The sequence below is a fragment of the Pseudoalteromonas sp. P1-8 genome (assembly GCF_001399985.1).
GTDB lineage: Bacteria > Pseudomonadota > Gammaproteobacteria > Enterobacterales > Alteromonadaceae > Pseudoalteromonas.
Genome location: NZ_LJSO01000009.1, coordinates 136218 through 160607, shown reverse-complemented (window position 1 = coordinate 160607; position 24390 = coordinate 136218). Strand labels below are relative to the sequence as shown.

Genomic DNA, 24390 nt, shown 5'->3' with positions numbered 1-24390 from the left:
CTAACTTTACTCTTGCTAACTTTACTCTTGCTAACTTTACTCTTTCTAACTTTACTCTTTCTAACTTTCCCCTCGCTAACTTCTTCCCCTGTAAACCCCCTTTACAGTCAAAATGTGAGTAACTCCTTACATACATTTTTCAAATATCGGACATTAATCCAAAAGCAGTTAGTAAAAAATCGGTTTATAGCCAAAATCAGTAACTTGAGTTAGTAAAAAATCGGTTTGTGCCGCTAAAAACCTAGCTTCAGTTAGTAAAATTTTGGTTTGTGAGGATGTTGAGTTGGTAAAAAATCGGTTTATAGCTTGGGTGAGTTAATAAAAAATCGGTTTGTAAATCACAAGATTTTACAAAACAGCATTAAATTGCCGTTTATATGACCTAATTTTAGCCATTCTAGAGGCTGTGCTCTGCCAATAAGCCCTAAATTAAGGCTCATGAGGCGGAGGTAGTTAAATCCTGATCTAAAATTCTTAAGCTGGTAAATGCGTGATCTGTATTTTTATAAAGCTAGTAAATGGCTGATCCAAGACTTGGTTAAAGAGTGATCCGAGATGCGAGGTGAGAGATGCGAGGTGAGAGATGCGAGGTGAGAGATGCGAGATACGGGTTGCGAGGTGCGAGGTGCGAGGTGAGAACTGCGAGGTGCGAGTCTGACGGCTGAAAGCTGATGGCTACAAATGAAAAAGGGCCCGAAGGCCCCTAACAACATTATTGAATAGCTATAAAGGAAATTACAACTTGGTTAGAACTGGTTCATGGTATTTGCTTCACCACCGGCTTTAAGTGCATTTTCACCAGAGAAGTACTCTTTATGAGTATCACCAATGTTTGAACCTGCTAGGTCTTGGTGTTTCACTGATGCTTGCTCACGGCGGATTTCTTGACGTTGTACGTCGCGAACATACGCTAGCATACCTAGGTCGCCGAAATAGCCTTCTGATAGAATATCAGTGCTTAGCGCCGCTGTATGGTAAGTTGGTAGCGTGATTAGGTGATGGAAGATACCCGCTTCACGTGCACCATCTTTTTGGAAGTTTTGTACAAGTACGTCTGCTGCCGCTGCAAGCTCTGTGTCATCCATTTCTGGCGCCATTAATGCTTTATTGTCATCGATGCTTGGGTAAGCAGATAAGTCTTTACCTTGTTCTTGCCACTCAGCATATACTTGCTCACGGAATTTAAGTGTCCAGTTGAACGACGGTGAGTTGTTGTATACCAGCTTAGCATTTGGTACTTGCTCTTTAACGCGGTTTACAAGCTCAGCGATTTGTTTAACGTTTGGCTTTTCTGTTTCAATCCACAGTAAGTCTGCGCCTGATTGTAAGCTAGTTACACAGTCTAGAACTACGCGGTCTTTCTCTGTGCCTTCACGGAACTGGTATAAACCATTATCTAAACGTGTTGGTTTGCAAAGCTGACCATTCAGCTTCATTGCTGTGTCGCCTTCATTTAAGTCATCTACACTGTTTACTGGTGTTGTTTCAAGGAACGACGTGTATTGGCTAGCAAGGTCGCCAGGTGTTTTAGATACAGGCACTTTTTGAGTAAGGCTTGCACCTAATGAGTCAGTACGAGCAACGATAATACCGTTATCAATACCAAGCTCTAAGAATGCGTAACGAACAGCGTTAATTTTTGCTAGGAAATCTTCATGCGGTACAGTTACTTTACCAGCTTGGTGACCACATTGTTTTGCGTCAGATACTTGGTTCTCGATTTGGATAGCACATGCACCCGCTTCAATCATCTTTTTAGCAAGTAGGTAAGTTGCTTCTTCGTTACCGAAACCCGCATCGATATCAGCAATAATTGGCACAACATGGCTTTCGAAGTTATCGATTTTATTTAGTACTGCTTGAACATCACCGCCGTTTGCTTTCGCTTCGTCTAGGTCTTTGTAAAGGTGGTCAAGTTCACGTGCATCAGCTTGCTTTAAGAAAGTGTAGATTTCTTCGATTAGCGCTGGAACAGATGTTTTTTCATGCATACTTTGGTCAGGTAATGGACCAAACTCAGAGCGAAGTGCCGCAACCATCCAGCCACTAAGGTATACATAGCTGCGTTTAGTTGTTTTGTTATGACGCTTAATTGCCATCATCATTTGCTGTGCAGTGAAACCATGCCAACAACCTAATGATTGTGTGTATTGGCTGTGGTCAGCATCATAGGCTGCCATGTCTGCACGCATAATGTCTGCAGTGTATTGAGCAATGTCTAGACCCGTACGAAAACGGTTTTGTAAGCGCATACGGCTTGCGTATTCAGGGTTGATTGACTGCCACGTTTTGCCTTGTGTTTGACATAAAGTAGCTAGGTTATCGGTTTCGCGTTGATATGTTGTCATAATAAAAATCCTTCGAACGGGTTATCTATTTTTTGTTAGTGAGAGTGGCTACTTGGCGTTTGCTTCGTAGCGCTTAATTCAACATTAGGCGGATTTTTTGGATTTAGTAAATTTATAGTTGTTATTGCCACTATATCTTTAGTGAATGGTAAATAGCCTGCTTATTAGCCTTTTTTACGATATGGTTGAACCATGAATGATCAAATTAAGCTCGTTTAAAGGACATTATTATGACCACTCTCTCACTTAACGGTTTAAGCGTTGATCAACAACTTGCACAGTTTGTTGAACAGCAACTTTTACCTGGAACAGGCATTAGCACAGACACCTTTTGGCAAGGTTTTGCTGATATCGTCAATGAACTAACGCCAATCAATCGTGCGCTTTTAGAAAAACGCGAACAACTACAAGCTAAGATTGATGACTACCATAAGCAGCAGCCGGTATGGGATGCAACTAACTATCAAGCATTCCTTGAAGACATTGGCTACCTCGTTCCTGAGCCAGCTAGCTTCAGCATAGAAACAGACCAAGTAGAGCCTGAAATCGCAAGCACTGCAGGGCCGCAGCTTGTTGTGCCAGTAAGCAATGCACGCTTTGCCTTAAATGCAGCAAATGCTCGCTGGGGCTCTTTGTATGATGCGCTATACGGCACTGATGTGCTGAGTGAAGACGACGGCGCTGAGAAAGGCTCTACATACAACCCTGTACGTGGCTTTAAAGTGATGGCTTATGCCCGCCAGTTCCTCGATAAAGCATTGCCTTTAGCAAATGGCTCACACATCGAAAGCACCAGCTATTCGGTGGTAAATAATGAGCTCTTAATCACACTACGTGACAGCAGTCAGGTTCGTTTAGCAAACCCTGAACAACTTATTGGCTACCAAGGTGAAGCGCAAAACCCAAGCGCTATCTTATTGAAAAATAATGGCTTACATGTAGAACTGCAAATTGACCATCATCACCCAATCGGCCAAGCAGATAAAGCAGGTCTTAAAGATGTACTACTTGAAGCAGCCCTCACTACAATTATGGACTGTGAAGATTCTGTTGCTGCCGTTGATGCCGAAGACAAAGTAAACGTTTATCAAAACTGGCTTGGTTTAATGCAAGGAAATCTTGTAGAAGCATTTAACAAAGGCGGTAAAACCATTGAGCGCCGTTTAGCACAAGACCGCCAATACCAAGCTTTAAGTGGTGAAACAATCACGCTAAAAGGCCGTAGCATGATGTTTGTGCGTAATGTTGGCCACTTAATGACTAACCCAGCTATCCAAGATAGTGAAGGCAATGACGTGTTTGAGGGCATTATGGATGCCATTATCACCAGCACTGCAGCACTTCATGACTTAAAAGGTACAAGCAGCCTTAAAAATTCAACAGCTAATAGCATTAATATTGTTAAACCAAAAATGCATGGCCCAGAAGAAGTGGCATTTACAAATACTCTATTTACGCGTGTGGAGCAGCTGTTAGGCTTACCAGCAAACACCATTAAAATGGGTATTATGGATGAAGAACGCCGTACATCAGCTAACTTAAAAGCCTGTATTTTCGAAGCTAAAAAGCGTGTTGTATTCATCAATACCGGCTTCTTAGACCGCACTGGTGACGAAATTCATACTTCAATGCAAGCAGGTGTAGTACTGCCAAAAGGCGCTATTAAACTTGAGCCTTGGATCAGCGCATACGAAGACCGCAACGTAGATATTGGTCTTGCAACAGGCCTTAGTGGTAAAGCACAGATTGGTAAAGGCATGTGGCCAATGCCAGATAAAATGGCGTTAATGATGGAACAAAAAAGTGGTCACCCGAAAAGTGGTGCAAATACCGCGTGGGTGCCCTCTCCTACTGCTGCAACACTGCATGCTATGCATTATCACGATATTGATGTATTTGCTTGTCAAAAAGCGCTTATGGACCGCAAAGAAGCAAGCCTTACAAGCTTGCTCACTCCGCCGCTTATGAAAGATGCCAGCAGCTTAAGCAAAGAAGATATTCAAGCCGAACTTGATAACAACGCACAGGGTATTTTAGGTTATGTTGTGCGTTGGATTGACCAAGGTATTGGTTGCTCAAAAGTACCAGACATCAACCATGTAGGCTTGATGGAAGACCGTGCCACACTGCGTATTTCAAGCCAGCACATGGCCAACTGGCTATATCATGGCGTTTGTTCTGAAGAGCAAATTAGAAAAACCATGGCACGCATGGCGAAAGTTGTTGATGGTCAAAATGAAGGTGATCCGGCCTACAATAATATGGCTGATTCAGCCGAAACTTTAGCACAAAGCGTTGCTTATCAAGCAGCTTTAGCCCTTGTATTAGAGGGAGTTAAACAACCTAGTGGCTATACTGAACCATTATTGCATGCGTTCCGTATAAAGTATAAGTCGTTAAATTAGCCACTACACAACTCCCCTTCGAGTTTCATGTGTCGTTCATAGCAGCCCTAGGGCTGCTTTTTTATTAAACTCATAACGACAGTGAATAGCCACCATTCATGGCATAATAAAAATCTATTAAAAAAGGGGCATTTGTTACCAAATGCCCCTTTTTACGTACTAAATTTTTAAAAATTAGTTTTTTACAATCGCATTGTGATAAACGTTTTGCACGTCATCACAGTCATCAAGCATCGAAATAAACTTTTCAAAGTTTGCGATATCATCTGGATCAGTGATGTCAGTATGTACTTGTGGAACAAACGTGATTTCGTCTACTTCAAAGTTAATACCTTCAAATGCTTCTTCAAGAGCAGTTTTTGCTTTGTAGTACTCTGTATGTGGAGCGAAAACTGACACTTTGCCATCTTCTACTTCTACATCCGTTACGTCTACATCAGCCATCATTAACGCTTCAAGTACAACTTCGTCGTCATCACCTTCAAAGCCTAAAACAGCTAAGTGATCGAACATATGCGCTACACAACCCGGTGTGCCAATTTTTGAATCTGTTTTTGTAAACGGTAAACGTACATCTTTGATAGTACGGTTAGGGTTATCAGTTAAACAGTCTACAATTACCATACAGTTACCAGGGCCATAGCCTTCGTAACGTGCTGGAGAATAGTCTTCCCCTGCTCCACCGGCTGCTTTTTTGATTGCATTATCGATTACGTGTGCTGGAACTTGGTCTTTTTTTGCACGCTCAATAATACGTTTTAGCGCTTGGTTAACTTCTGGATCTGGTTCGCCATTTTTAGCAACAACGTAGATTTCTTTACCGTACTTAGAATTTACTTTAGTTTTTGCATTGGCTGTTTTAGCCATGGCGTTTTTGCGGACTTCAAATGCTCTGCCCATCTTATGCCTCTATGAATACATTTGATAATTGCCGATATTTTAGCAACTCATTACGACTTGGGCTAGTACTAGGACATTTAGAAAAATAAAAAACTAACAATTACTCAGGAAAAATTAAAAACAAGGCTATTTAACATAACACCTTATTTTCTTGGAATGAGTCAACCAAAGTAGGTAGTTCTGAAAAATGATGCATTACATAATCGGCTTGATTAGCATACTCAGGAATTTCATCTGGCGCGTACAAGCAAGCACGCATATTGGCATTATGCGCAGCCTGAATATCAAATAAGTAATCGCCGACATATAGTAACTCTGATTGATCAAGTTCCCATAATGTCGCAATCGCATTTAAAGCACTTGGATCAGGCTTAGCTGGCGCATCAGAGCGAGTCAGCACAGTTTCTATTGGTAAGGGGTTATTCTTTAATTTAATAGCAGCTGCACGGTCGTAGTTACGAGTTACAATCGCCATCGGGATGTTATTTTCTTTCAGCCTAGTAATTGCATCAGCAACACCTGGCAATAAATGAGCGTGTTGTGCATCTATGAGTTCATGCTGATGAACTATGTTCATCGCCTCTTCACGCATGTAAGGCGAAGGTAATGATGCAATGTAAGCAAGTAAGTCATTCTCAACAGGACAGCCTACCTGCGCTTTGATCAGTGAAAAATCCAACTCTGATGAAACTAAAGTACCATCTAAGTCAAAGATTACACCACGGATATTGTTGTCATGGATAGTCATATAAATCCCTGTATATGAGAGTTGGGAAAATTTTGAAGCCCATTAATAAGATAGTTTACGAAATGGGTTAATTAAAGGATCAAAGGATTAAAAAAGGGACTTTTTTAATCCTTTAGGATTGGAATTACTCTGGATTGACCGACTCAAACCTTGCCTCAAGCCAGGTATCATCTTGGCTAAAGGTCAGTGTTTTTACCTTTCCTTTGCCTTCAATATTTACCATATTCACTTGTGCTGGCCATAGGTCACGAAGTGCTCCGTTGCTCATACGAATGCCATGAATTCCCTCAGGTATCGTGACTTCTTGATAAACCCAAAAAAATTTACCATCAACTTGCGCACCCACATCTTTAAGTTCAAGTGGTTTGCCACCTAAAGTTTGTAGAGCAATATGTGACTCAACATAATCAGCAAAACGCTTTTGATCTTCTTTATTACTTAAGATATCAGCATTACCGTCAAACAAATGTTCAACGGCGTGTTCTGTATCATGTAAATAAAAACGATGCATCAGCTCTATGTTGTTAGTGCGTTTGTTAAATAACACGGTAGTCACAGACGCTTTTAACTGGTGCGCCATGCTTGGCGCACTCAGTAATAAAGCAAAAATAATGGCTGCAAAGCGCATTATTGTTGCTCCTGGGCATCTTTATCGTCGTCTTTTTTCAGCTCAGTTTTAATATCTTGCATGATATCGCGGCTAACTTTCGCTTTACTCTTCTCACGTTTGTACACTTCAATGCGTGATGGAATAATGCGACGCGGGTAGTTGTTGTTTTCTACATCAACATCCGCTGTTTCCCAGCGTGGATCGACTGTAACAGACACTAGGTTTTTACCTTTTTCTGTAACAATTAGCTTTTGTACATGCTTGTGGTTACGACGCCAGATTTCAGCCGGAATGTACTGCTCTTCTTTCGTACCATCTTCATAAGTAAGCTCAAGTAAGATAGGCATGACTAAGCCACCTAAGTTTGAGAACTCAAGTACGTAGTAGTTTTTATCTTCTTTGATTGCACGCTCAAACGTTTTACGTTCCCAAGGCTCTAAACCCTTAAGGAATTTGTTATACGCGTTGCGCTCTTTGTTAGTTACTGTGAAACGGTCGTTTTCGTCGTAGAAGTCAGTTACGTCGGGGTTTTCTTCAACCCACAATTTTTTGCCTTCTTCTTTATTACGTTTTACGAATAACGGCATTGGCTTGTCAGCTTCGATATCACGTAAACGATTAAAGTCGATATCAGGGTTTTTGGTATCTAAACGAAGTTGGTAAACCTTGTCTAGAGAGATATCAACGTGATCTGTAGTGTAGAACCAACCACGCCAGAACCAATCAAGGTCAACACCTGATGCTTCTTCCATAGTGCGGAAGAAATCAGCAGGAGTAGGGCGCTTGTACTTCCAACGCTGTGCATATTCTTTAAATGCAAAGTCGAATAACTCACGGCCAAGGATCACTTCACGTAAAATGTTAAGTGCAGCAGCAGGCTTTGTATAAGCATTAGGGCCTAAACGTAATACGCTGTCTGACTGTGTCATAACCGGCACTTGGTTTTCAGACTTCATGTATGCAACAACATCGCGAGGCTCAACACCCCAAGGAATTGTGTGGTCCCATTCACGACCAGCAACACCATCTAAGAAGCTGTTAAGACCTTCATCCATCCACGTCCATTGACGTTCATCAGAGTTAACCACCATAGGGAAGTAAATGTGACCTACTTCGTGGATAACAACGCCGATTAAGAAACGCTTTTCTGCTTGTGAGTAAGTACGTGTACCGTCGTCTTGTAGGTCAGTACGCGGGCCATTGAAGGTGATCATTGGATATTCCATACCACCTACAGGACCATTTACAGACTGAGCCACAGGGTAAGGGTAGTCAAACGAGAAGCGCGAATACACTTCCATTGTATGAACAACAGCTTCAGTAGAGTACTTTTTCCACAGGTCGCCACCTTCTTTCGGGTAGAAAGACATCGCCATTACTAACGGCTGATCTTTACCGCCTTGATGATAGCCTTTTGCGTCCCACATAAATTTACGTGAAGAAGCCCATGCAAAGTCACGTACGTTTTCAGCTTTAAAGTGCCATGTTTTTGTTTTGTCTGTGCCTTCTTTCTCGTTTTCTAACGCTTCTTCTTCAGTCACGATGAAAACAGGGCGCTTAGCATCTTCAGCTTGCTCAAGACGCTTACGCTGTGTGCTGGTTAAAACACTGCGAGCGTTATCAAGTTGACCCGTTGCCGATACGATGTGATCAGCAGGTACTGTAATTTCTACATCATAATCACCAAACTCAAGCGTAAACTCACCGCTGCCTAAGAAAGCTTTGTTAGTCCAGGCTTCATAGTCAGTGTATGCAGCAAGACGAGGGAACCACTGCGCTAATAAGAAGATATCGTTACCATCTTCTTCAAAGTGCTCATAACCTGAACGTGCACCAACGGCGTCTTCTTCAACAATGTTAAAGGCGAAGTCCATGCTGAACTCAACGTCTTTACCCGGTTTAAGCGGCTCGTTTAAGTCGATACGCATTAAGGTATCTACTACAGTAACTTTAAGCTCTTTTCCGTCTTCGTCTTTAACATTGGCGATTTGATAACCCAGCTCGTTGTCGGCCATGAATTGCTGACGACGTAACTGACCTAGACTCAATTTAGTTGATTTTGGCTGAGGGTCACCTTGCAATGTTTTACCATTGAAAGTAGATGTCATTTCAGCAATTGAGTCAGATTTAAAGATATTTTGGTCTAGTTGTAACCAAAGATATTTTAAGGTGTGCGGCGAGTTATTTTTGTATTCGATAGTTTGGCTTGCTGTTAAGCGGCGTTTCTTTTCATCAAGCTTTACATCGATGTCGTAGTTTACTTGCTGTTGCCAATAATTTTCAGCGGGTGCCCCTGCGGCACTGCGGTAAACATTTGGGGTTGGGAGCGCTTCATCTAGCTGACGGAACTTGTCAACGAATGAGCCTTTAGTTTGCTCAACAGATGACGCCATCACAGCTGAAGATACTGCTAAAGGCAATACCAAAGCACTCAATTTGAGAACTGCTTTTTTCATTGTTAATCCTGTAATTAATTTGCCAGCGTACCATCGCAAACTGCTAACAAAGTTGCAATAAAATAACGATAAAGTGCGGGATTTTTCGGGTAGTATTCGATGTTTTAATGAAGACCTATTTTTCACAAAAAAATTGCCTTGATTAACACCATGTAAACCCCCTTTACAAAACACTGGTTAATTTTAGTTCAGCACTAATTCATCCCAAAGTATTACAGTTGATAAGTAGATACTCTGCTTAAATTCTAGTTAATGATGAAAGGGTGATTAGATGAAGTTTTATATTGTAAAAAAAGACTCTCGTTTAGCAGCCATTCCTGCTCAAGAATCAATTCTAAACGAGTACAAAGAACGCGGATTTGAATTTGTCGAAGTGATTGCAGCTTGTGATGAGTCAGATGCATTATCTCGCACGAACCCTAGTGTAAATGGGTCTAAAAAGTGGCTAATTTACCCAACTGCACTGGTAATTTTATCCTTAATTGCCATTATTTTTGCAATAAATTAAATTTTGCGACATTTGCTATTGAAATTTACTGCCATTTGTATTTAAAATCGCCCACTTTTTTGATTTTGGGGTCTGCGAAGCATGCATTTTAAACCCCAAAATGTTTGGTAATCAGCATAGAATTCGGTGAGCGTATGGATTTCTATATCCTAAAAAAACAACAAGAACTAATTGCAATTCCAGCGGACGAACAAAATTGTAAACAGTACCTAGATTCAGGGTATTTTTATATAGACAAAGTAGCGGCATGTAATGAAACAAATGCCCTTAAGATTTTACAAGCTAAGCAAACCAAAGCGCTTAAAGTACCTATGATAATGGCATTGTTAGCATTGCCTATGGTGGTTTTTGCTTGGTATAGCTTAAGTTAACAAACCAGGCTGGGCATCTTGGCTCAGCTTAGGTATATTGACGCTCTTAATAAATAATAAGAGCGTTTAATGAAAGTCCTTCATACATCTGATTGGCATTTAGGCCAACAATTCTACGAGCATTCCCGATTCGATGAGCATCAAGCATTTCTAGCTTGGTTAACCGATACGCTTGTGTCAGAACAGATCGACTTACTACTGGTTGCGGGTGACATTTATCATACGGCAACGCCACCTGCCAGCGCAGAAAACCAACTCTACCAATTTATTAAAACTACTAAGCAACATTGCCCCGACTTACACATAGTGATTATTGCTGGCAACCACGATTCAGCAAATCGTATTATGGCAGCAAAACCTTTATTGGCTCAGTTTGATACCCATGTTGTTGGCCGCTTTGATAGCAACGCTCCTCATGAAGTGGTCCTGCCAATCAGCACAAAAAATGGCGATGCGAATGTTGTTGCTATGCCATTTTTACGTAGCAGTGATTTAAGCAGTTATAACCGCCAACAAGAGCAACCGTTAAGTTACAACCAAGCAGTTGCCCTTGCCTACAAAGATGCATTGCAAGCAGCAAGCGAATTACCAAGCGCGCCATTAATTGCCATGGGCCACCTGCATGCAAAAGGTGGAGACATCTCATCTGATTCTGAACGCAATTTAGTCATTGGCGGTGAAGATGCGATATCGGCAAGCATATTTACTGATCAGCCTGATTATGTCGCGCTAGGGCATCTTCATAAAGCTCAGACCGTCGCGAAGAAAGAGACCATTCGCTACAGTGGCACGCCAATGCCGATGTCATTTTCTGAAAGACGCTATCAACATCAAGTTGTGATAGTAGAGCTTAGTGACTCAGGTACATCTGTAAACCCCCTTTACATTCCTAGCTTTTGTAAAGTCATGTTGCTACCAGAAAAAGACTGCGTACCACTGAACGAACTATGTGAGCTTATAAAACAACTCGATTTAACAGATGAAGATTTAGCGCCCTATCTGCGGGTTAAATTGAGCGCCCACGACACTGACACCACTTTCAGAGAACAAATAGAACAAGCCCTTGAAGGTAAGCAGGTTAAGTTTTGTGGCATTGAAAGGGTGCGACAACAAAGCAGCCAGCAAGACGATGAACAAACTCTATTTGAAGATGTCTCGCAGATTGAAGCGCTAAACCCACATTCACTTTTAGAGCAAGCATTTGCAAACAATAAAGATATGGCAGGGCAGGCGGTGCCAAAAGAATTAGAAAGCTTACTAAGCCAAGTGATCGATGAGTTGAATGCAGAGGACCTACTATGAAAATTTTAGCGATTCGTGTTCACCAACTAGCCTCTATCTTAGACGCCGAAGTCGACTTTAGCGCTTCACCATTAAAAGAAGCAGGGTTGTTTGCCATCACCGGTGATACTGGCGCCGGTAAAAGCACATTACTCGATGCCATTTGCTTAGCGCTTTATAATAAAACCGCAAGGTTACGCGGCGATACAGGCAATAAAATTGACTTTAACGGCGACAATATAAAACTCAATGATTCGCGTAATTTATTACGCCGCGGGGCAGGGCAGGGCTATGCCGAAGTCGACTTTATTGGCCAAGATAAACAACAGTACCGAGCAAGGTTAAGCTTTAGCCGAGCGCGTAATAAAGCCGATGGCAAGTTACAACCTGCACAACATAGCCTGCACTCTTTACCTGATGAAACCCTGATCGCTGATAGGAGTGCTGCAGGTAAAGAAATCGAGCGTATTATTGGTTTGAGCTTTGAGCAATTCTCAAGAGCAGTACTTCTTGCGCAACATGAATTCGCGGCATTTTTAAAAGCAACAGGGGATGAGCGTGCGCAACTACTTGAATGCTTAACAGGCACCGATAAATTCAGCCGTATTGGTCAGCGAATTTTTGAACGCCATCGTGATCAGCTGCAAGCATTAGAGCAGTTAAAGTTAAGTTTAAGTAATTATCAGGTTTTAAGCCCTGAAGAGGTCGAAACGAAACAAGCAGAACAAAAAGCGCTTGAGGCAAAGCTTGCTGAGTTGCAAAAGCAAATAAAACAATTTGAACAGTACCAAGGGTGGTACAAGCAAGCATCTCAGCAGCAACAACAGCTAAACCAGGCAGAGCAAGCAAAGCAAGAGTTACAGCAACAAATGCACGCGCTTGCTGAAAAAGCCACCGAAGCGAAACAAGCCCAGCAATGCCTAGAAATAAAAGATAACCGCGAACGCGTCACTTCGATTGCTGCTCAACATGGGCAACTTATTAAAAACCGTGAGCAGCTTTTAAATGTTGACCATGAAACACTGATCAAAGACGCTGAGCAAACACTTGAGAAGCAAACCGCGCAACTAAATCAAGCAAAGCAAGCACAAAAAGACGCGCAGCCTATTATTAGCCAGGCCCGTGAGTTAGATAAGCAACTTGCCGTATTAAACCAGCAAGCAGCAGCGCAAAAATTACAAGCAGAGAAAGCAAAGCACCATCATCAAGAGCTGACTAATACACTAAATAGCCATAAAGCAGAGCAGCAAAAACAGCTCGATCAACAAGCACAAATAAATAGCTATTTAGAAACACATGCACAATGGCAACCATTAGCAAAAGACTGGTCATTCTTTAAAAGTGAGTTAACCCGCTTTAGCCAGCAACAGCACACAATTAGCCAATCACAGCAAAACATAAAAGCTCTTCAACCTAAGATTGATGAGCAGCAAACAGCCGCGCAGCAGTGTAAAACTCAATACCAAGCCCTTGAGCAAGAAATTAAGCGCCTAAATGAGCAAGATACCGCCTTTAAATCGAGTTTAAACACCCAATCAATGGCGGATATTGATGCGGGGCTTGAGGCGATTAAACACCTGATTGAAAAGCGCCAAGTGTGGCAAACTAATCAGCAGCAGTTAAAAAACTGGCAAACCCAGCTAGACACATTAAGCCAAACTGAGCAGCAACTACAAACGGCATTAAAAGATGCGCAGCAAGGGGCAGAGCAAGCACAGCAGCAGGTTTCGTTTTGTGAGCAAAACTTACAGCAAGTGCAGTTAAGAGCCAGTGAAGGGGTCAGCCAGTTACGTGCCACCTTAAAAGCAGAAGAGCCTTGTGCTGTATGTGGCTCAAAAGAGCACCCCTTTATGCATGAAGAAATGGTTAACGAGCAATTTAGTCAACTTATTAACGACTTTACCAACCAGTTAACTAACGCCAAACAGCACTTAAAAGCTCAGCAAGCATTACAGCAAGCTAAAAGTAATGAGCTGGCGGCATGCAGCCAACAGATAAGCTCGTTAACTGGGCAAATCTCAGAACTGAGCGCTCAACAACAGAGCCTCAAAGAAACCATGGCGGCTAATCGTACTGAGCTAAATGATTTAACCGAAGATCAGTTAAACGAGCGTCAACAACAGCTCAGCTTGCAAAAACAGCAATACTACAAAACCCTTGAACAGCAACAACAGCTGCAAAACACGCTTGCGGCTAAGCAAGCTGAGTATAATCAGCAAGGGCAAACGCTACATAGCAAAGAGCAGCAGTTAAACGAGTTACAGCAACAGCTAAATAATTTGCAAACACGTTTAAACGAGCTCAATGATGAGCATCAGCAACTCTATACGACACTGAATCAACAGTTCGCCAGTGCACCTTGGTGGCAGGCACTCAATACACAAAGCATTTCTTTAGAGAACATTGCAGAGCATGTTGAGGCTTATCAAGCTTCGCTGCAAACGGCGGATGAGCTTAAAACTAGCTTAAAAGCCATTGAGCAGCACCTTGCACATTTAACGCCGCAGCTAAACGAAGCACATACCTCTTTAACTCAGTGCAACGAGCAACTAAGCCAAACTCAAAACGAACTCACGCAGATAAAATCAAAGCGCGAGGGCTTATTTAGTAACGCAGCGATATCGGTAGATGAGTTTATAGCAGAGCTTGAAAAGTCGATAGATTCAGCGCAGCAGGCACTGCAACTTGCCCAGACAAACCATAGTAATGCAGTGAAAGCGCGTGACGAACAAGCCATTCAAATCGCCAATATTGACGAGCGTGAAAAAGAGCTCACCGCTGAGCAAGCGGCGCTTAATGAGCGCTTTAGTCTGTGGTTTAACGATTTTAAAGCGCAGCACCCAAGCTTGGATGAGCAAGCCGTTAGTCAGCTATTAACGATAAGCCCCGCTGAAATTAAACAAACTCTGGCAGATTACCACACCGCCGAGTGCAGCTTAAAAGACGCTGAGGCTCTTTTAAAACAGCGACAGCAGGCGCTGGCTCAGCACCAAAAAGAAAAGCCAGCTCTCGGTGAAGATGAGCTGCAACTACAGCTTAATCAAGCCACAGAGCAACAAGTACAAGCGAATAATGCACTATTGCAAGTTGCGACTGAGCTTAAAACCCATCAACAAAATAGCGAAGCGCTGGCTGATAAGCAAAAGCAATTGGTTGAACAGCAAAAAAGCTATGAGCACTGGCATTTACTCAATAAGGTGCTCGGGGATGCCAGCGGTAAAACCATGCGTAATTTAGCGCAAACGCAAACCTTAAAAATACTGCTGCACTACGCGAATAGTCACTTACAGACGCTAAATAAACGCTACAAATTAACAGCCATAGGGCAAACGCTCGATATCGCTATTATCGATAAAGACATGGCCGATGAGCAGCGCTCTGTTAATACATTATCGGGCGGTGAGTCATTTTTAGTGTCGTTAGCACTGGCATTAGGGCTTGCTTCGTTGTCGTCGAATAAAGTGCAAATAAACTCTTTGTTTATCGACGAAGGGTTTGGTACGTTGGACAGTGAAACGTTAAGCATCGCGATGGATGCTCTTGATTCACTACAAGCACAAGGCCGCAAAGTAGGGGTTATTTCTCACGTATCAGAAATGACCGAACGCGTTGCCACGCAAGTGCATGTAGCGAAAAAACCAGGTGGTTATTCGACCATCTCAGTTACTTAAAGGATTAGCATGCCAACTTTTAATCACGAAGAAGCAAATCACTACGACGAACGCATTTTGCGCCTAGTTCCAGGTTATGAGCTATTACATCAAGCAACCGCAGCCCAATTAGCAACCACGCTGAGCGATGATGCGTGCATTTTAGTGGTTGGTGCCGGAACTGGTAAAGAAATCATCGAATTAGCGGCGCTAAAACCAAGCTGGCAGTTTATTGCTCAAGACATTTCACAAGACATGCTCGATATTGCCGAGCAACAGTTTGGCCAGCATAACATCAGCGATCGCGTGACAGTTCACTGCGGTGATATCAACGACATCGACACTCAATGTGACGCCGCACTGTGTTTACTAGTAATGCACTTTGTTGAAGATAACGGCGATAAGAAAGCGCTATTAAAAGCGATTCACAGCAAGCTTAAGAAATCGAGCGACTTATACATTGCCGATTTAATGCGCCCTGAAACCGCTTTTGAGCGCGAATCTCAACTACAGCTTTGTACGCAGTTAGGTTTAACTGAAGTCGGCGTAGAACGCATGCGCCACAACCTAGAGCACGAGTTTTACCCATTAGACCGCATTCGTTTTGCAGAGTTAATGAATGAAACCCGCTTCAGCACCCCAAAACAGTATTTTAAAGTGCTTGGTTTTGCAGGGTATGTGGTTGGGAGTTAGGAGTAACTAGAGCTGTGAGCTTTCAGCCGTCAGCTCTCAGGTTGAAACCAACAAGTTAGCGAGTTTCAAGGGGAAAGGGGAAAGTTAGCGAGCTACAAGTGGAAAAAGTAAAGTCACATCGCGTAGGCGCGAAATTTATTTCGCACGATGTTTTGTAAGTTAGCTAGAGCAGAGCGAAACCCAACAAGTTAGCGAGCTAAGAGGGCTGTCAGCTTTCAGCCGTCAGCTCTCAGATTGAAACCAACAAGTTAGCGAGCTACGAGGGGAAAGAGTAAAGCTACAACACGTAGGCGTGAAATTTATTTCGCGCGATGGCTTGTAGGTTGGGTAGAGCTCAGCGAAACCCAACAAGTTAGCGAGTTTCAAAGGGAAAGAGTAAAGTTACATCGCGTAGGCGTGAAATTTATTTCGCGCGATTTATGTTATTTAACTCTTTTAACTTGCTGATTTTACAGCTTAATAGTTTAGCAACTAATACCGCTATAATTTGAAATGGAATGAGAAAAAAGCCACCTACGAAGTAGGCTTGGATAAAGTGCTCACTGAATAGTCCTGGCACGATAAAATAGCCCATGAAAACAACATTTAGAAGCAATAGCACTAGAGCTTTTGAATTGGGGAATTTGCCTTTAAACAACAAGGCTATATTGATCACAAATATCAATGGAGTCGTTAAGTAAGTCAATACAAGTATTTCAGTTCCCATTTCCTGTTACCTAACGCTCAACTAAGAAGCAAAAAATAGCTGGCTATAATTGGCGATGAAGAGACACAAGCCAGCGGTTTTGTGTCCTTTTGAGTTACTTGTTAAGTAGCCGATTTCCACTGAGCTACAATGCTTTCATATTTTTTTTCGACCAACTCATTATCATCTGGACAAGAAAACAAGACAACTTGAAGCGCATTATAGGATTTTGGAAACGCTGAAAGTTCTTCCATTATACCCAGTGCTTCGGAGTCTGAGACCTCAGTTTTGTTGATGTATGAAAGAGAAGCAGCTTCAACGATGTCCTGCACTGGGCTGGCAAACGATTGCTTCCAATATTTATATATTTCCATATGCTTTGCTTGATCTAGTTTCTCCGAGGCAGGAACTCTGCATATTTCGTGAAGCACTAGAAAAGGCGCGTCTTCACCTATTTCAATTGATTGATCAATAATTTGCTTCCACTCCCATTCTTGATGGTAAGGAAACTTGCAATCAATACTGTAATAAAATTCTTTGTAGGTCATTTCAATGCCTTACTTTCCTTAGCTACCAAGCTCCAGTAGGGGCTACTTTTAAGCTTGGCTAAACATGTGTTACTGCCCCAACGAACCCGCAAGCGGTTTAAGTAGTTTGTTATATGACAATGCCTAAAGTTGCCTAGTTAAATAAAAAACTAGAAGTATTTCTAAGCCCATAAACAAGACACTCATAATAATGTCAAAAACCTTCCATACTGCGCCACACTTTGAATACTCAATGAGAACTCTTTGCTGATATGACGACGATAGAAAATATAGCCAGCCACGGTAGACCCACTTAAAACTGCTCCCAATTTCAGAAATAAACTCTAGCAATCAACAACTCCTGACACATAAACAGCATAAGTAAAATTTGGAAACTGTTCTTCCTGACATATAACGCCGTGTTAAGCAGCACAAAATCCTTGGCTAAAATTAGCGGTGAAGGAGCGTTAGCCAGGCTTTAGACATCCATTAATTAATGAGCTTTAATATGTACTTTAATCTTTATCTGTGGATAAGTAATAAAGTATTTGGAGATAAATCCATACTCCAATTAACCCAACTATTGAAGCAATGAATACGATAGAATTATCTTCGTAAGTTAGGCAAGCAACGCAAAAAAGTAATGAAGCTATGATCTTATACGTAATTTTAACTTTTACGCTAATTGAGTTTTTAATAGCTAGTTTAGTCTCAACACGTTGCATTAACTTTTTGAACATACTTTTATCTGGCAAGCGCTAAAACCTCCTCACCGTTAAAGTTAACACTTAATTGATTACAACCTTCAGATATTATTTGAACATCGACAAATGAATCTTGAGCTGCACTATACATTTTTGCATCCCAATTTGCTGAAGTTAAACCAGACTTAAGGCCTTTTAAAACTACTAACCCGACTGCTTTAACATTGTTATCATGAGAATGAACAGAGATTTCGCCTTTACTTAAGTCGACTAGCAATTTTGCTGGCTTAGTTGAATGTTTCCAAATACCAGAGATATCGCAGTCAGCTTGAACCTCTGTGGAATAAATTGAGGTTACTAAAAGAGAACTTAAAACTAAGAATCTGAGCATGAATATCCTTTGCATGTAACACCCGATTTGCGGGTGAAAATATGGGCTAAAATTAGTGACAAACGAGCGCAAGCCAAGCGTTCGTATCTATTTCAAGCTTCTTGTTAGGCGCTACTTTGAAAACACACCTTTTAGTAACTTACCATCAGCTAGGTCTATTGTGCATGTATAGCCTGCAAAATTATTTACGACAACCTGATTACCGTTTAAGTCTATACTTGTAAAGTTAACATAAGCATCTGTACTCTGAGTTGTAGGGTTTTCTGCTAGCCATAATACAGAGCCATCTAGATTTATACATTGGAAATTTTGTGCTACGGAATTTTGGGAAAACTCCATGTAGTCGAAAATAACTAAAATGCTCTGGTCTAACTCCTTGGCTTCCAAAATTGAGTATGGCAATTCAACAATATTTCCATTTATCTCGATTCTATTTTTATTAATCTGCATCATAGAGTATGCCTACTCCCCCATAAAGGGAGAAGGTGCTGCGCTATAATTGCGAAGCAGCGCCGTGTTTTTGTCTGAGTGGCCGAAGGAAACAAGTTCATACGGTTGTTATAAGTCACTTAATCCTGATCAAATTTCCATCATCAAACCCGACAGTAACAACAGGAACATGATTAAGAATGTTATCAGCGTTGTCAGCAATAATTTCAGAAATGGACTTTGAAACTAAATCTAATAAAGTTTCCCAACCAAGTTCGCTTGTACCGGGTAGCTCAAGATACCTATATTCTGGTACAAAATCTTCATTACATGCCCAATCATCATCTTCTGGATCGTATTCAAAAGAACCGATCAAATATGCTTGATAAACACTTCCAGTTTGAAACAATCCTATGTTTATTGCCTTAACCTCGGGACGATCACTTATCTGCTTAATCCATGCTTCAATTTCAGACTTCACTGCGATTCCTATGTGACTTTAATAGCGCGCGCTTCGCACATCTTTTTGTCGATATCACGCTCATATACTTAATAAATCTATTATTAACAAATAACGGAATGCATTGCTAACTGTAAATTTTTATTGGTACTAAATATATTCAGAAAGAAAAATGGCTCTACGCTGATTCTGATCATATTTGCAGGGTATGTGGTTGGGAGTTACCGAACCATGAACTATCGCGTGAAATAAGTTTCACACCTACGCGATGTAAAATCGCTGCTACCTCAAAACTCGCTAGCTGATGGTTTTGAATCTGAGAGCTGACGGCTGATAGCTGACAGCTCTTTTAACTCGCTAACTTTACTCTTGAAACTCGCTAACTTCCGAGAACCTAATACCCAGCGGCCTGTCCGTCTTTACGGGTTTCAGATGCGCCGTAATAAACGCCGGTTTTCGGGTCTTTCAATATTGCTTGATAACCACCGTATGGGCCAACGGCGTCTTGTAAGGTGTGACCTTTTTTCATTAACTCACGGCGGGTTTCCATTGAAAAACCTGACTCTAAGCTAACAAAACCGCCGTCTTCCATGATCTCACCGGTTGGCTGCGATGAACCTGTGTGCAGAATACGTGGTGCATCACCAGCTTCTTGCAGGTTCATGCCAAAATCAATCATGTTGATAAGTATTTGAGCGTGCATTTGTGGCTGTGTTGCGCCGCCCATTACGCCATAACTCATATATGGCTTACCATCTTTGGTAACAAACGCAGGAATGATTGTATGGAATGGTCGTTTGCCTGGCTCATATTGGTTCATGTGGCCTTTTTTAAGGGCGAACATTTCGCCACGGTTTTGCAATACAAAACCTAATTTTGCAGGTGTCATACCTGAGCCCATGCCACGGTAATTACTTTGAATAAGCGAAACCATGTTGCCGTCTTTGTCGGCGGTCGTCATATAAATAGTATCGCCTTCTACTGGGCCTGCGTGGTCACGTTTTGCAGCTTTGTTAGGGTCTATCAGTTTGCGTCTTTGGTCAGCATATTGCTGCGAAATAAGTGTTTGTACGGGAATGGTGTTAAATGCTGGATCGGCGTAATACTTTGCACGATCTGCAAACGCGAGTTTTTTCGCTTCAACAAAGGTGTGTACGTATTCAGGGCTATCAAAACCCATTGCTTTGATATCGTAACCTTCAAGAATATTCAGAATTTGCTGTGCAGCAATACCTTGGCCATTTGGTGGCAATTCCCAAAGCGTATATCCTCTATAATCGGCGCTCACAGGCTTAACCCATTCACTATGGTGGGCAGCTAAATCTTCATACGATAAGTAGCCGCCGTTTTCTTTCATATAGCGACCAATTTCTTTAGCAATATCGCCTTTGTAAAAGGCATCGCGGCCGCCTTTGGCAATTTTGCGATAGGTGTTTGCAAGGGCAGGGTTCTTAAAGATTTCCCCTTTTTCTGGCATTGCCCCATCAGGCATATAAACATCTTTAAAGCCTGGGTATTTACCTCGTGCAGCCACACTTTTTTGCATGTAATAAGCAATCAGTTCAGACACAGGGAAGCCATTTTCAGCATAGTCGATAGCTGGTTGGAGTAAGGCTTTCATTGGTGTTTTGCCAAACTTTTTATGTAACTCAAACCAACCATCTACTGCACCAGGTACCGACACAGGCAATGGCCCATAAGCAGGAATGTAGTCACCTTGTGCTTTTAAAGTATCAAAAAACAAGCTTTGTGGTGAACGACCAGAGGCATTTAAACCGTAAAGTTGCTTGCTTTTGTTATCCCAAACAATGGCAAATAAATCGCCACCAATTCCACACCCAGTCGGTTCAACCAGACCAAGCACTGCATTTGCCGCAATAGCTGCATCAATGGCATTACCACCGTCTTTTAATACTTGTAAGCCCACTTGCGTAGCCAACGGCTGTGATGTTGCAACCATACCTGATTGTGCGATGACTTCAGAACGACTAGCAAAGTTATGGCCTGTGATTCGATCGTAAGCTTGAGAGGCGCCTGTTGCGCCTAGGCATACTGCTAGCACTAAGCTTTTAAATAGTGGAGTTGGTTTCATAATTTTTTGCCCTTTTTGTTATTTTTATCACTATAAAAAGCAATTAAAGATGAGGCAATGGCTTTGCGTTCTAGCGCGAAAAATCACGATTGACTTCAAAAATAAGAAAAACAGCGGCTAACTTACCTAAAACCACTCCAATTTAGTAAATAGCAGAACCATTTAAGCACTGCTGTGCAACTGTCAATGTTTCGCCGTGAGAGTGCATATCCTCTGCTACAAACTGATCAACAAGAGAGTCAATCAGGTTTTCTTCCTTCATGGTATCGAGGGCGTGTTGCAGCTTAGTTACCACCTCTGGCGATGTGTTTTTGTTAAGTGCTAAGTAATTACCCACTAAGGCAGGATGCTTTAACTCAAATACCGGCGTGACTTGGTCTGGGCTCATACCTACATTCATCAACTGTGATGAAAGAGTGAGAGAGGAGCCAATCAGCAAGTCATGCTTGCCTTGCTTAAACATTTTTAGCTCTTCAAACTTTTTTGAGTAAGTTAAAAATTGCTGGCCTTCAGCAAGGTTAAAATCAGCAAGAACTGTTTGATAAACATCACCACGAGATACGCCAATGGTGTAGTTTTGCAACGACTGTGTACTTGTCACTTTAATGTCGTTACGGTTATTTAAACGGTATAAACATGAATGCCCAGATACCAAAGGACCAACCCAGTAAAATTGAGTTTCTCGCTTTGCGGTGCGTGAAGTAGAATAAATTCCAGCATTGGGTTGGGCGAGTGTTAGTGACATTGCGCGCTTCCAAGGCAATACACTAAACGTACAGCTCAACTTGGCTCTTTCACACAAAGATTCCATGATTTTGGTGTTAATACCGGTGAGTTGATTGTGCTGCACAAAGTTATAGGGAGGGAATACTTCGGTGTATAAAGTCAATTGTTCAGCACTCGCCATGGCAGTGCTGGCAGTGAATAAACTCACTATTGTTAAATGCTTAAACATCGCTCTTAACTCCAGTTGTTGCAGGTTATTCTGGTTTAACAATTCGACTTAACTGCTTTTGCAGTGTATTTAAACAAAAAGGCTTAATGATAAAACCGTTCACTTTTGCTGTAATCATCTCGCTTACTGTTTGTTTACTGTCTTCGCAGGTTACCATCAATACAGGTAAATCACTTAGGACTGGGTTTTCGCGAATATGATTAAGCAAACATTTGCCATCCATTTTCGGCATATGCAAATCAGTAATCACCAGATCAAAGCTGTGTTTTTCGAGTAAATCAAACGCTTGAGCACCATCAGTCGCCTCCGTTATATCCTTATATTCAAGCCTACGCAACATGTTTATCAACACATGGCGCATAAGTGGCATATCGTCAACGACCAGTATTTTCATCTATATTACTATTAAGTTTTACAGTATTTAAAGCTTAGTTTGCTAACTCAATAACGCAATAAACCAGAAACTAAGAAAAAATATCTGCAACTAGCTGGCTAAGTCGTGCAATTTTAATGTTGCTCAACTGGCGGTAATCAAAATATGGGCAAACAATCACTTTATCTGATTTACTAATAGCAAATTCATCATCAAGCCATATTAATTGGCAATCCAAAAACCCGTCATTTATAAGCTGCTTAGCATGGGTTCGCCCTGCAATTATATGTAATTGCTCTGGTTTGCCTAATATCGGTGGGCTAAACAGTAATGCAGTTTGGCTATGTACTTGCAGTAGTTGTCCATCGCGAAAGCTCTGCCAATCAGGTGCTCTTTTAGCAAAATCATAATATTCACTTGGTAGTGCAAAAAGTACTTTGCCATACACATTAAAAACTTTGCGCCAACCATTGCCACATGCTTGGTTTATTTCGTTTATTTGGCCGGGCTGCATTGCATGTAAATGGTCAAGTTGTTGCCAAGCAGGCATCGGCGGGCGCTTTTCTAAATAAACAGCGACTTTAAACGCCTCATCACCAAAACCTTGCAGTGGCCCACTATTATCGATACTCATGACTTTTTAGCGAGGATTCTGTCTAAGTTATTTGCAAAGTTTTGGCGGTCAGCTTGGCTTAACGGCGGAGGGCCACCGGCCATTTCAACGCCACTTGAGCGCATTGTTTCCATAAAATCACGAACGTTTAAACGTGAGCGAATATTTTCGGTCGTATATAACTCACCGCGCGGATTAAGCGCTTGTGCGCCTTTTTCGATAACTTCAGCTGCTAAAGGAATATCACCGGTGATCACCAAATCATTTGGCTCGATACGTTTAACGATTTCGTTGTCGGCAATATCAAAACCAGAAGATACCTGTAAACGGCTAATATACTTTGAAGGGGGTACTCGCATCGCATGGTTCGCCACTAATGTGGTAAAGGTTTGCGTGCGCTCTGCGGCACGAAATAATATTTCTTTAATAACGACGGGGCAGGCGTCTGCATCAACCCAAATCTTCATGCTGTTCTCAATCTTTAATTTTAGACATTAATAGTTTACCGTAATTGAACTAAATTAGTGCTATTAACGTATTAATTTGTTTAATTTTTTAGAGGGAGTAAAAACGTGCAAACATCATTAAAGTTAATCGGGGTTTTATGCATCACAGCCATTTTATCTGCGTGTACAGGCGTGCCAGACAACATCAAACCTGTCGATAATTTTGAGTTAAACAAATACACAGGGACTTGGTACGAAATTGCACGTTTAGATCATTCATTTGAACGCGGCCTTGAAGGCATTACCGCTGAATACTCTATTAACCCTGATGGCAGTGTAAAAGTTATCAATAAAGGTTACAGCGCTGAAGATAAAGAATGGCAGCAAGCTGAAGGTAAAGCAAAGTTTGCAGAGCAACAAGACATTGGTCACTTAGAGGTATCATTCTTTGGGCCATTCTATAGCTCATATGTAGTGTTTGAATTAGATAAGCAAGACTATCAATACGCTTATATTACTGGCTATAACAAAGAGTATTTATGGTTTTTGTCGCGCACTCCTAACGTTACTGAACAGCAAATGCAGGACTTTATAAACACAGCAAAAGAATATGGTTTTAAAACAGACGAACTTATTTATGTTGACCATGAGAGCTTGTAAAGGGGCTTTACAACTGTCTTTAAACTATCACGAATGTGCAACACAACTGTAATGGATGCTAGGCAAACTTAGCGTCGTTAATTTG

21 protein-coding genes are annotated in these 24390 nt (G+C 41.7%); 7 read left to right on the top strand and 14 right to left on the bottom strand.

Features of this window, described 5'->3' with window-relative positions; genetic code table 11:
- Nucleotides 1-746 precede the first annotated feature (746 nt).
- Nucleotides 747-2348, bottom strand: coding sequence for an isocitrate lyase (locus AN213_RS14095; RefSeq protein WP_054563156.1), 1602 nt, complete (start codon nt 2346-2348; stop codon nt 747-749).
- A gap of 230 nt (nt 2349-2578) precedes the next feature.
- On the opposite strand from AN213_RS14095, the gene AN213_RS14090 reads away from it, so the two are divergent.
- Nucleotides 2579-4753 (top strand): malate synthase G, encoded by a 2175-nt coding sequence (locus tag AN213_RS14090; RefSeq protein ID WP_055021254.1) that lies wholly within the window; start codon nt 2579-2581, stop codon nt 4751-4753.
- A 174-nt stretch (nt 4754-4927) separates the two neighbouring features.
- Here the strand turns inward: AN213_RS14090 and AN213_RS14085 are convergent, their stop codons facing one another.
- The 4 genes from AN213_RS14085 to AN213_RS14070 all read right to left on the bottom strand — a co-directional run bounded on the left by AN213_RS14085 (nt 4928) and on the right by AN213_RS14070 (nt 9467).
- Complete coding sequence (locus AN213_RS14085; RefSeq protein WP_054553380.1) at nt 4928-5653, bottom strand: YebC/PmpR family DNA-binding transcriptional regulator; 726 nt, start codon at nt 5651-5653, stop codon at nt 4928-4930.
- A gap of 130 nt (nt 5654-5783) precedes the next feature.
- Nucleotides 5784-6401 carry an HAD family hydrolase gene (locus AN213_RS14080; RefSeq protein WP_054563153.1) on the bottom strand — a complete coding sequence of 206 codons (618 nt, stop codon included), beginning with the start codon at nt 6399-6401 and terminating at the stop codon, nt 5784-5786.
- A 124-nt stretch (nt 6402-6525) separates the two neighbouring features.
- Nucleotides 6526-7029, bottom strand: coding sequence for a DUF6702 family protein (locus AN213_RS14075; protein ID WP_055021252.1), 504 nt, complete (start codon nt 7027-7029; stop codon nt 6526-6528).
- Nucleotides 7029-9467, bottom strand: coding sequence for a M1 family metallopeptidase (locus AN213_RS14070; RefSeq protein WP_055198914.1), 2439 nt, complete (start codon nt 9465-9467; stop codon nt 7029-7031). Before AN213_RS14070 ends, AN213_RS14075 begins: the two co-directional genes overlap by 1 nt.
- Before the next feature lie 271 nt (nt 9468-9738).
- Here AN213_RS14070 and AN213_RS14065 point away from each other — a divergent pair, with 271 nt between their 5' ends.
- From AN213_RS14065 to AN213_RS14045, 5 genes are all read left to right on the top strand, one after another.
- The gene (locus AN213_RS14065; RefSeq protein ID WP_054563150.1) at nt 9739-9975 is read left to right on the top strand and encodes a hypothetical protein; all 237 of its coding nucleotides are present in this window, start codon (nt 9739-9741) and stop codon (nt 9973-9975) included.
- Between the two features lie 134 nt (nt 9976-10109).
- Nucleotides 10110-10346, top strand: a complete 237-nt coding sequence (locus AN213_RS14060) for a hypothetical protein (RefSeq protein ID WP_054553375.1) — start codon at nt 10110-10112, stop codon at nt 10344-10346.
- 69 nt (nt 10347-10415) lie between these two features.
- The gene (locus AN213_RS14055) at nt 10416-11648 is read left to right on the top strand and encodes an exonuclease SbcCD subunit D C-terminal domain-containing protein (protein ID WP_055198913.1); all 1233 of its coding nucleotides are present in this window, start codon (nt 10416-10418) and stop codon (nt 11646-11648) included.
- Entirely contained in the window at nt 11645-15298 is a 3654-nt protein-coding gene (locus AN213_RS14050) for an SbcC/MukB-like Walker B domain-containing protein (protein WP_055198912.1), read from the top strand. Before AN213_RS14055 ends, AN213_RS14050 begins: the two co-directional genes overlap by 4 nt.
- Nucleotides 15299-15307: 9 nt before the next feature.
- Entirely contained in the window at nt 15308-15970 is a 663-nt protein-coding gene (locus AN213_RS14045) for a class I SAM-dependent methyltransferase (protein ID WP_055198911.1), read from the top strand.
- Between the two features lie 807 nt (nt 15971-16777).
- Here AN213_RS14045 and AN213_RS14035 read toward each other — a convergent pair.
- The 9 genes from AN213_RS14035 to AN213_RS13990 all read right to left on the bottom strand — a co-directional run bounded on the left by AN213_RS14035 (nt 16778) and on the right by AN213_RS13990 (nt 23666).
- Complete coding sequence (locus tag AN213_RS14035) at nt 16778-17203, bottom strand: hypothetical protein (protein ID WP_055021246.1); 426 nt, start codon at nt 17201-17203, stop codon at nt 16778-16780.
- 723 nt (nt 17204-17926) lie between these two features.
- Entirely contained in the window at nt 17927-18277 is a 351-nt protein-coding gene (locus AN213_RS14025) for a hypothetical protein (protein WP_055021244.1), read from the bottom strand.
- Nucleotides 18278-18388: 111 nt separating this feature from the next.
- Nucleotides 18389-18730, bottom strand: coding sequence for a hypothetical protein (locus AN213_RS14020; RefSeq protein ID WP_055021243.1), 342 nt, complete (start codon nt 18728-18730; stop codon nt 18389-18391).
- 112 nt (nt 18731-18842) lie between these two features.
- On the bottom strand, nt 18843-19187 hold the full coding sequence (locus tag AN213_RS14015) for a hypothetical protein (RefSeq protein WP_055021242.1): 345 nt from the start codon (nt 19185-19187) through the stop codon (nt 18843-18845).
- Between the two features lie 373 nt (nt 19188-19560).
- On the bottom strand, nt 19561-21258 hold the full coding sequence (ggt, locus tag AN213_RS14010) for a gamma-glutamyltransferase (RefSeq protein ID WP_082422963.1): 1698 nt from the start codon (nt 21256-21258) through the stop codon (nt 19561-19563).
- A gap of 142 nt (nt 21259-21400) precedes the next feature.
- On the bottom strand, nt 21401-22213 hold the full coding sequence (locus AN213_RS14005; protein WP_150114722.1) for an ABC transporter substrate-binding protein: 813 nt from the start codon (nt 22211-22213) through the stop codon (nt 21401-21403).
- Between the two features lie 25 nt (nt 22214-22238).
- Nucleotides 22239-22607: a response regulator gene (locus AN213_RS14000; protein WP_055198910.1), complete on the bottom strand. Its 369-nt coding sequence runs from the start codon at nt 22605-22607 to the stop codon at nt 22239-22241.
- A gap of 70 nt (nt 22608-22677) precedes the next feature.
- Entirely contained in the window at nt 22678-23220 is a 543-nt protein-coding gene (locus AN213_RS13995; RefSeq protein WP_055198909.1) for a DUF6942 family protein, read from the bottom strand.
- On the bottom strand, nt 23217-23666 hold the full coding sequence (locus AN213_RS13990; RefSeq protein WP_054563136.1) for a YaiI/YqxD family protein: 450 nt from the start codon (nt 23664-23666) through the stop codon (nt 23217-23219). The genes AN213_RS13995 and AN213_RS13990 overlap by 4 nt, the downstream gene beginning before the upstream one ends.
- A 105-nt stretch (nt 23667-23771) precedes the next feature.
- Between AN213_RS13990 and AN213_RS13985 the strand changes: the two genes are divergently transcribed.
- A complete protein-coding gene (locus AN213_RS13985; RefSeq protein ID WP_055198908.1) occupies nt 23772-24305 on the top strand; it encodes a lipocalin family protein in 534 nt (177 codons plus the stop codon).
- The last annotated feature ends 85 nt before the right edge of the window (nt 24306-24390 follow it).

Excerpts from the sequence above, each read along its gene's own strand:
- AN213_RS14070 (WP_055198914.1), bottom strand. The coding sequence starts at position 9,467 with ATGAAAAAAGCAGTTCTCAAATTGAGTGCTTTGGTATTGCCTTTAGCA.
- AN213_RS13995 (WP_055198909.1), bottom strand. The coding sequence starts at position 23,220 with ATGAGTATCGATAATAGTGGGCCACTGCAAGGTTTTGGTGATGAGGCG.
- AN213_RS14075 (WP_055021252.1), bottom strand. The coding sequence starts at position 7,029 with ATGCGCTTTGCAGCCATTATTTTTGCTTTATTACTGAGTGCGCCAAGC.
- AN213_RS14065 (WP_054563150.1), top strand. The coding sequence starts at position 9,739 with ATGAAGTTTTATATTGTAAAAAAAGACTCTCGTTTAGCAGCCATTCCT.
- AN213_RS14090 (WP_055021254.1), top strand. The coding sequence starts at position 2,579 with ATGACCACTCTCTCACTTAACGGTTTAAGCGTTGATCAACAACTTGCA.
- AN213_RS14035 (WP_055021246.1), bottom strand. The coding sequence starts at position 17,203 with ATGACCTACAAAGAATTTTATTACAGTATTGATTGCAAGTTTCCTTAC.
- AN213_RS14025 (WP_055021244.1), bottom strand. The coding sequence starts at position 18,277 with ATGCTCAGATTCTTAGTTTTAAGTTCTCTTTTAGTAACCTCAATTTAT.
- AN213_RS14060 (WP_054553375.1), top strand. The coding sequence starts at position 10,110 with ATGGATTTCTATATCCTAAAAAAACAACAAGAACTAATTGCAATTCCA.
- AN213_RS14080 (WP_054563153.1), bottom strand. The coding sequence starts at position 6,401 with ATGACTATCCATGACAACAATATCCGTGGTGTAATCTTTGACTTAGAT.
- AN213_RS14095 (WP_054563156.1), bottom strand. The coding sequence starts at position 2,348 with ATGACAACATATCAACGCGAAACCGATAACCTAGCTACTTTATGTCAA.
- AN213_RS14045 (WP_055198911.1), top strand. The coding sequence starts at position 15,308 with ATGCCAACTTTTAATCACGAAGAAGCAAATCACTACGACGAACGCATT.
- AN213_RS14005 (WP_150114722.1), bottom strand. The coding sequence starts at position 22,213 with ATGTTTAAGCATTTAACAATAGTGAGTTTATTCACTGCCAGCACTGCC.
- AN213_RS14055 (WP_055198913.1), top strand. The coding sequence starts at position 10,416 with ATGAAAGTCCTTCATACATCTGATTGGCATTTAGGCCAACAATTCTAC.
- ggt (WP_082422963.1), bottom strand. The coding sequence starts at position 21,258 with ATGAAACCAACTCCACTATTTAAAAGCTTAGTGCTAGCAGTATGCCTA.
- AN213_RS14000 (WP_055198910.1), bottom strand. The coding sequence starts at position 22,607 with ATGAAAATACTGGTCGTTGACGATATGCCACTTATGCGCCATGTGTTG.
- AN213_RS14085 (WP_054553380.1), bottom strand. The coding sequence starts at position 5,653 with ATGGGCAGAGCATTTGAAGTCCGCAAAAACGCCATGGCTAAAACAGCC.
- AN213_RS13990 (WP_054563136.1), bottom strand. The coding sequence starts at position 23,666 with ATGAAGATTTGGGTTGATGCAGACGCCTGCCCCGTCGTTATTAAAGAA.
- AN213_RS14020 (WP_055021243.1), bottom strand. The coding sequence starts at position 18,730 with ATGATGCAGATTAATAAAAATAGAATCGAGATAAATGGAAATATTGTT.
- AN213_RS14050 (WP_055198912.1), top strand. The coding sequence starts at position 11,645 with ATGAAAATTTTAGCGATTCGTGTTCACCAACTAGCCTCTATCTTAGAC.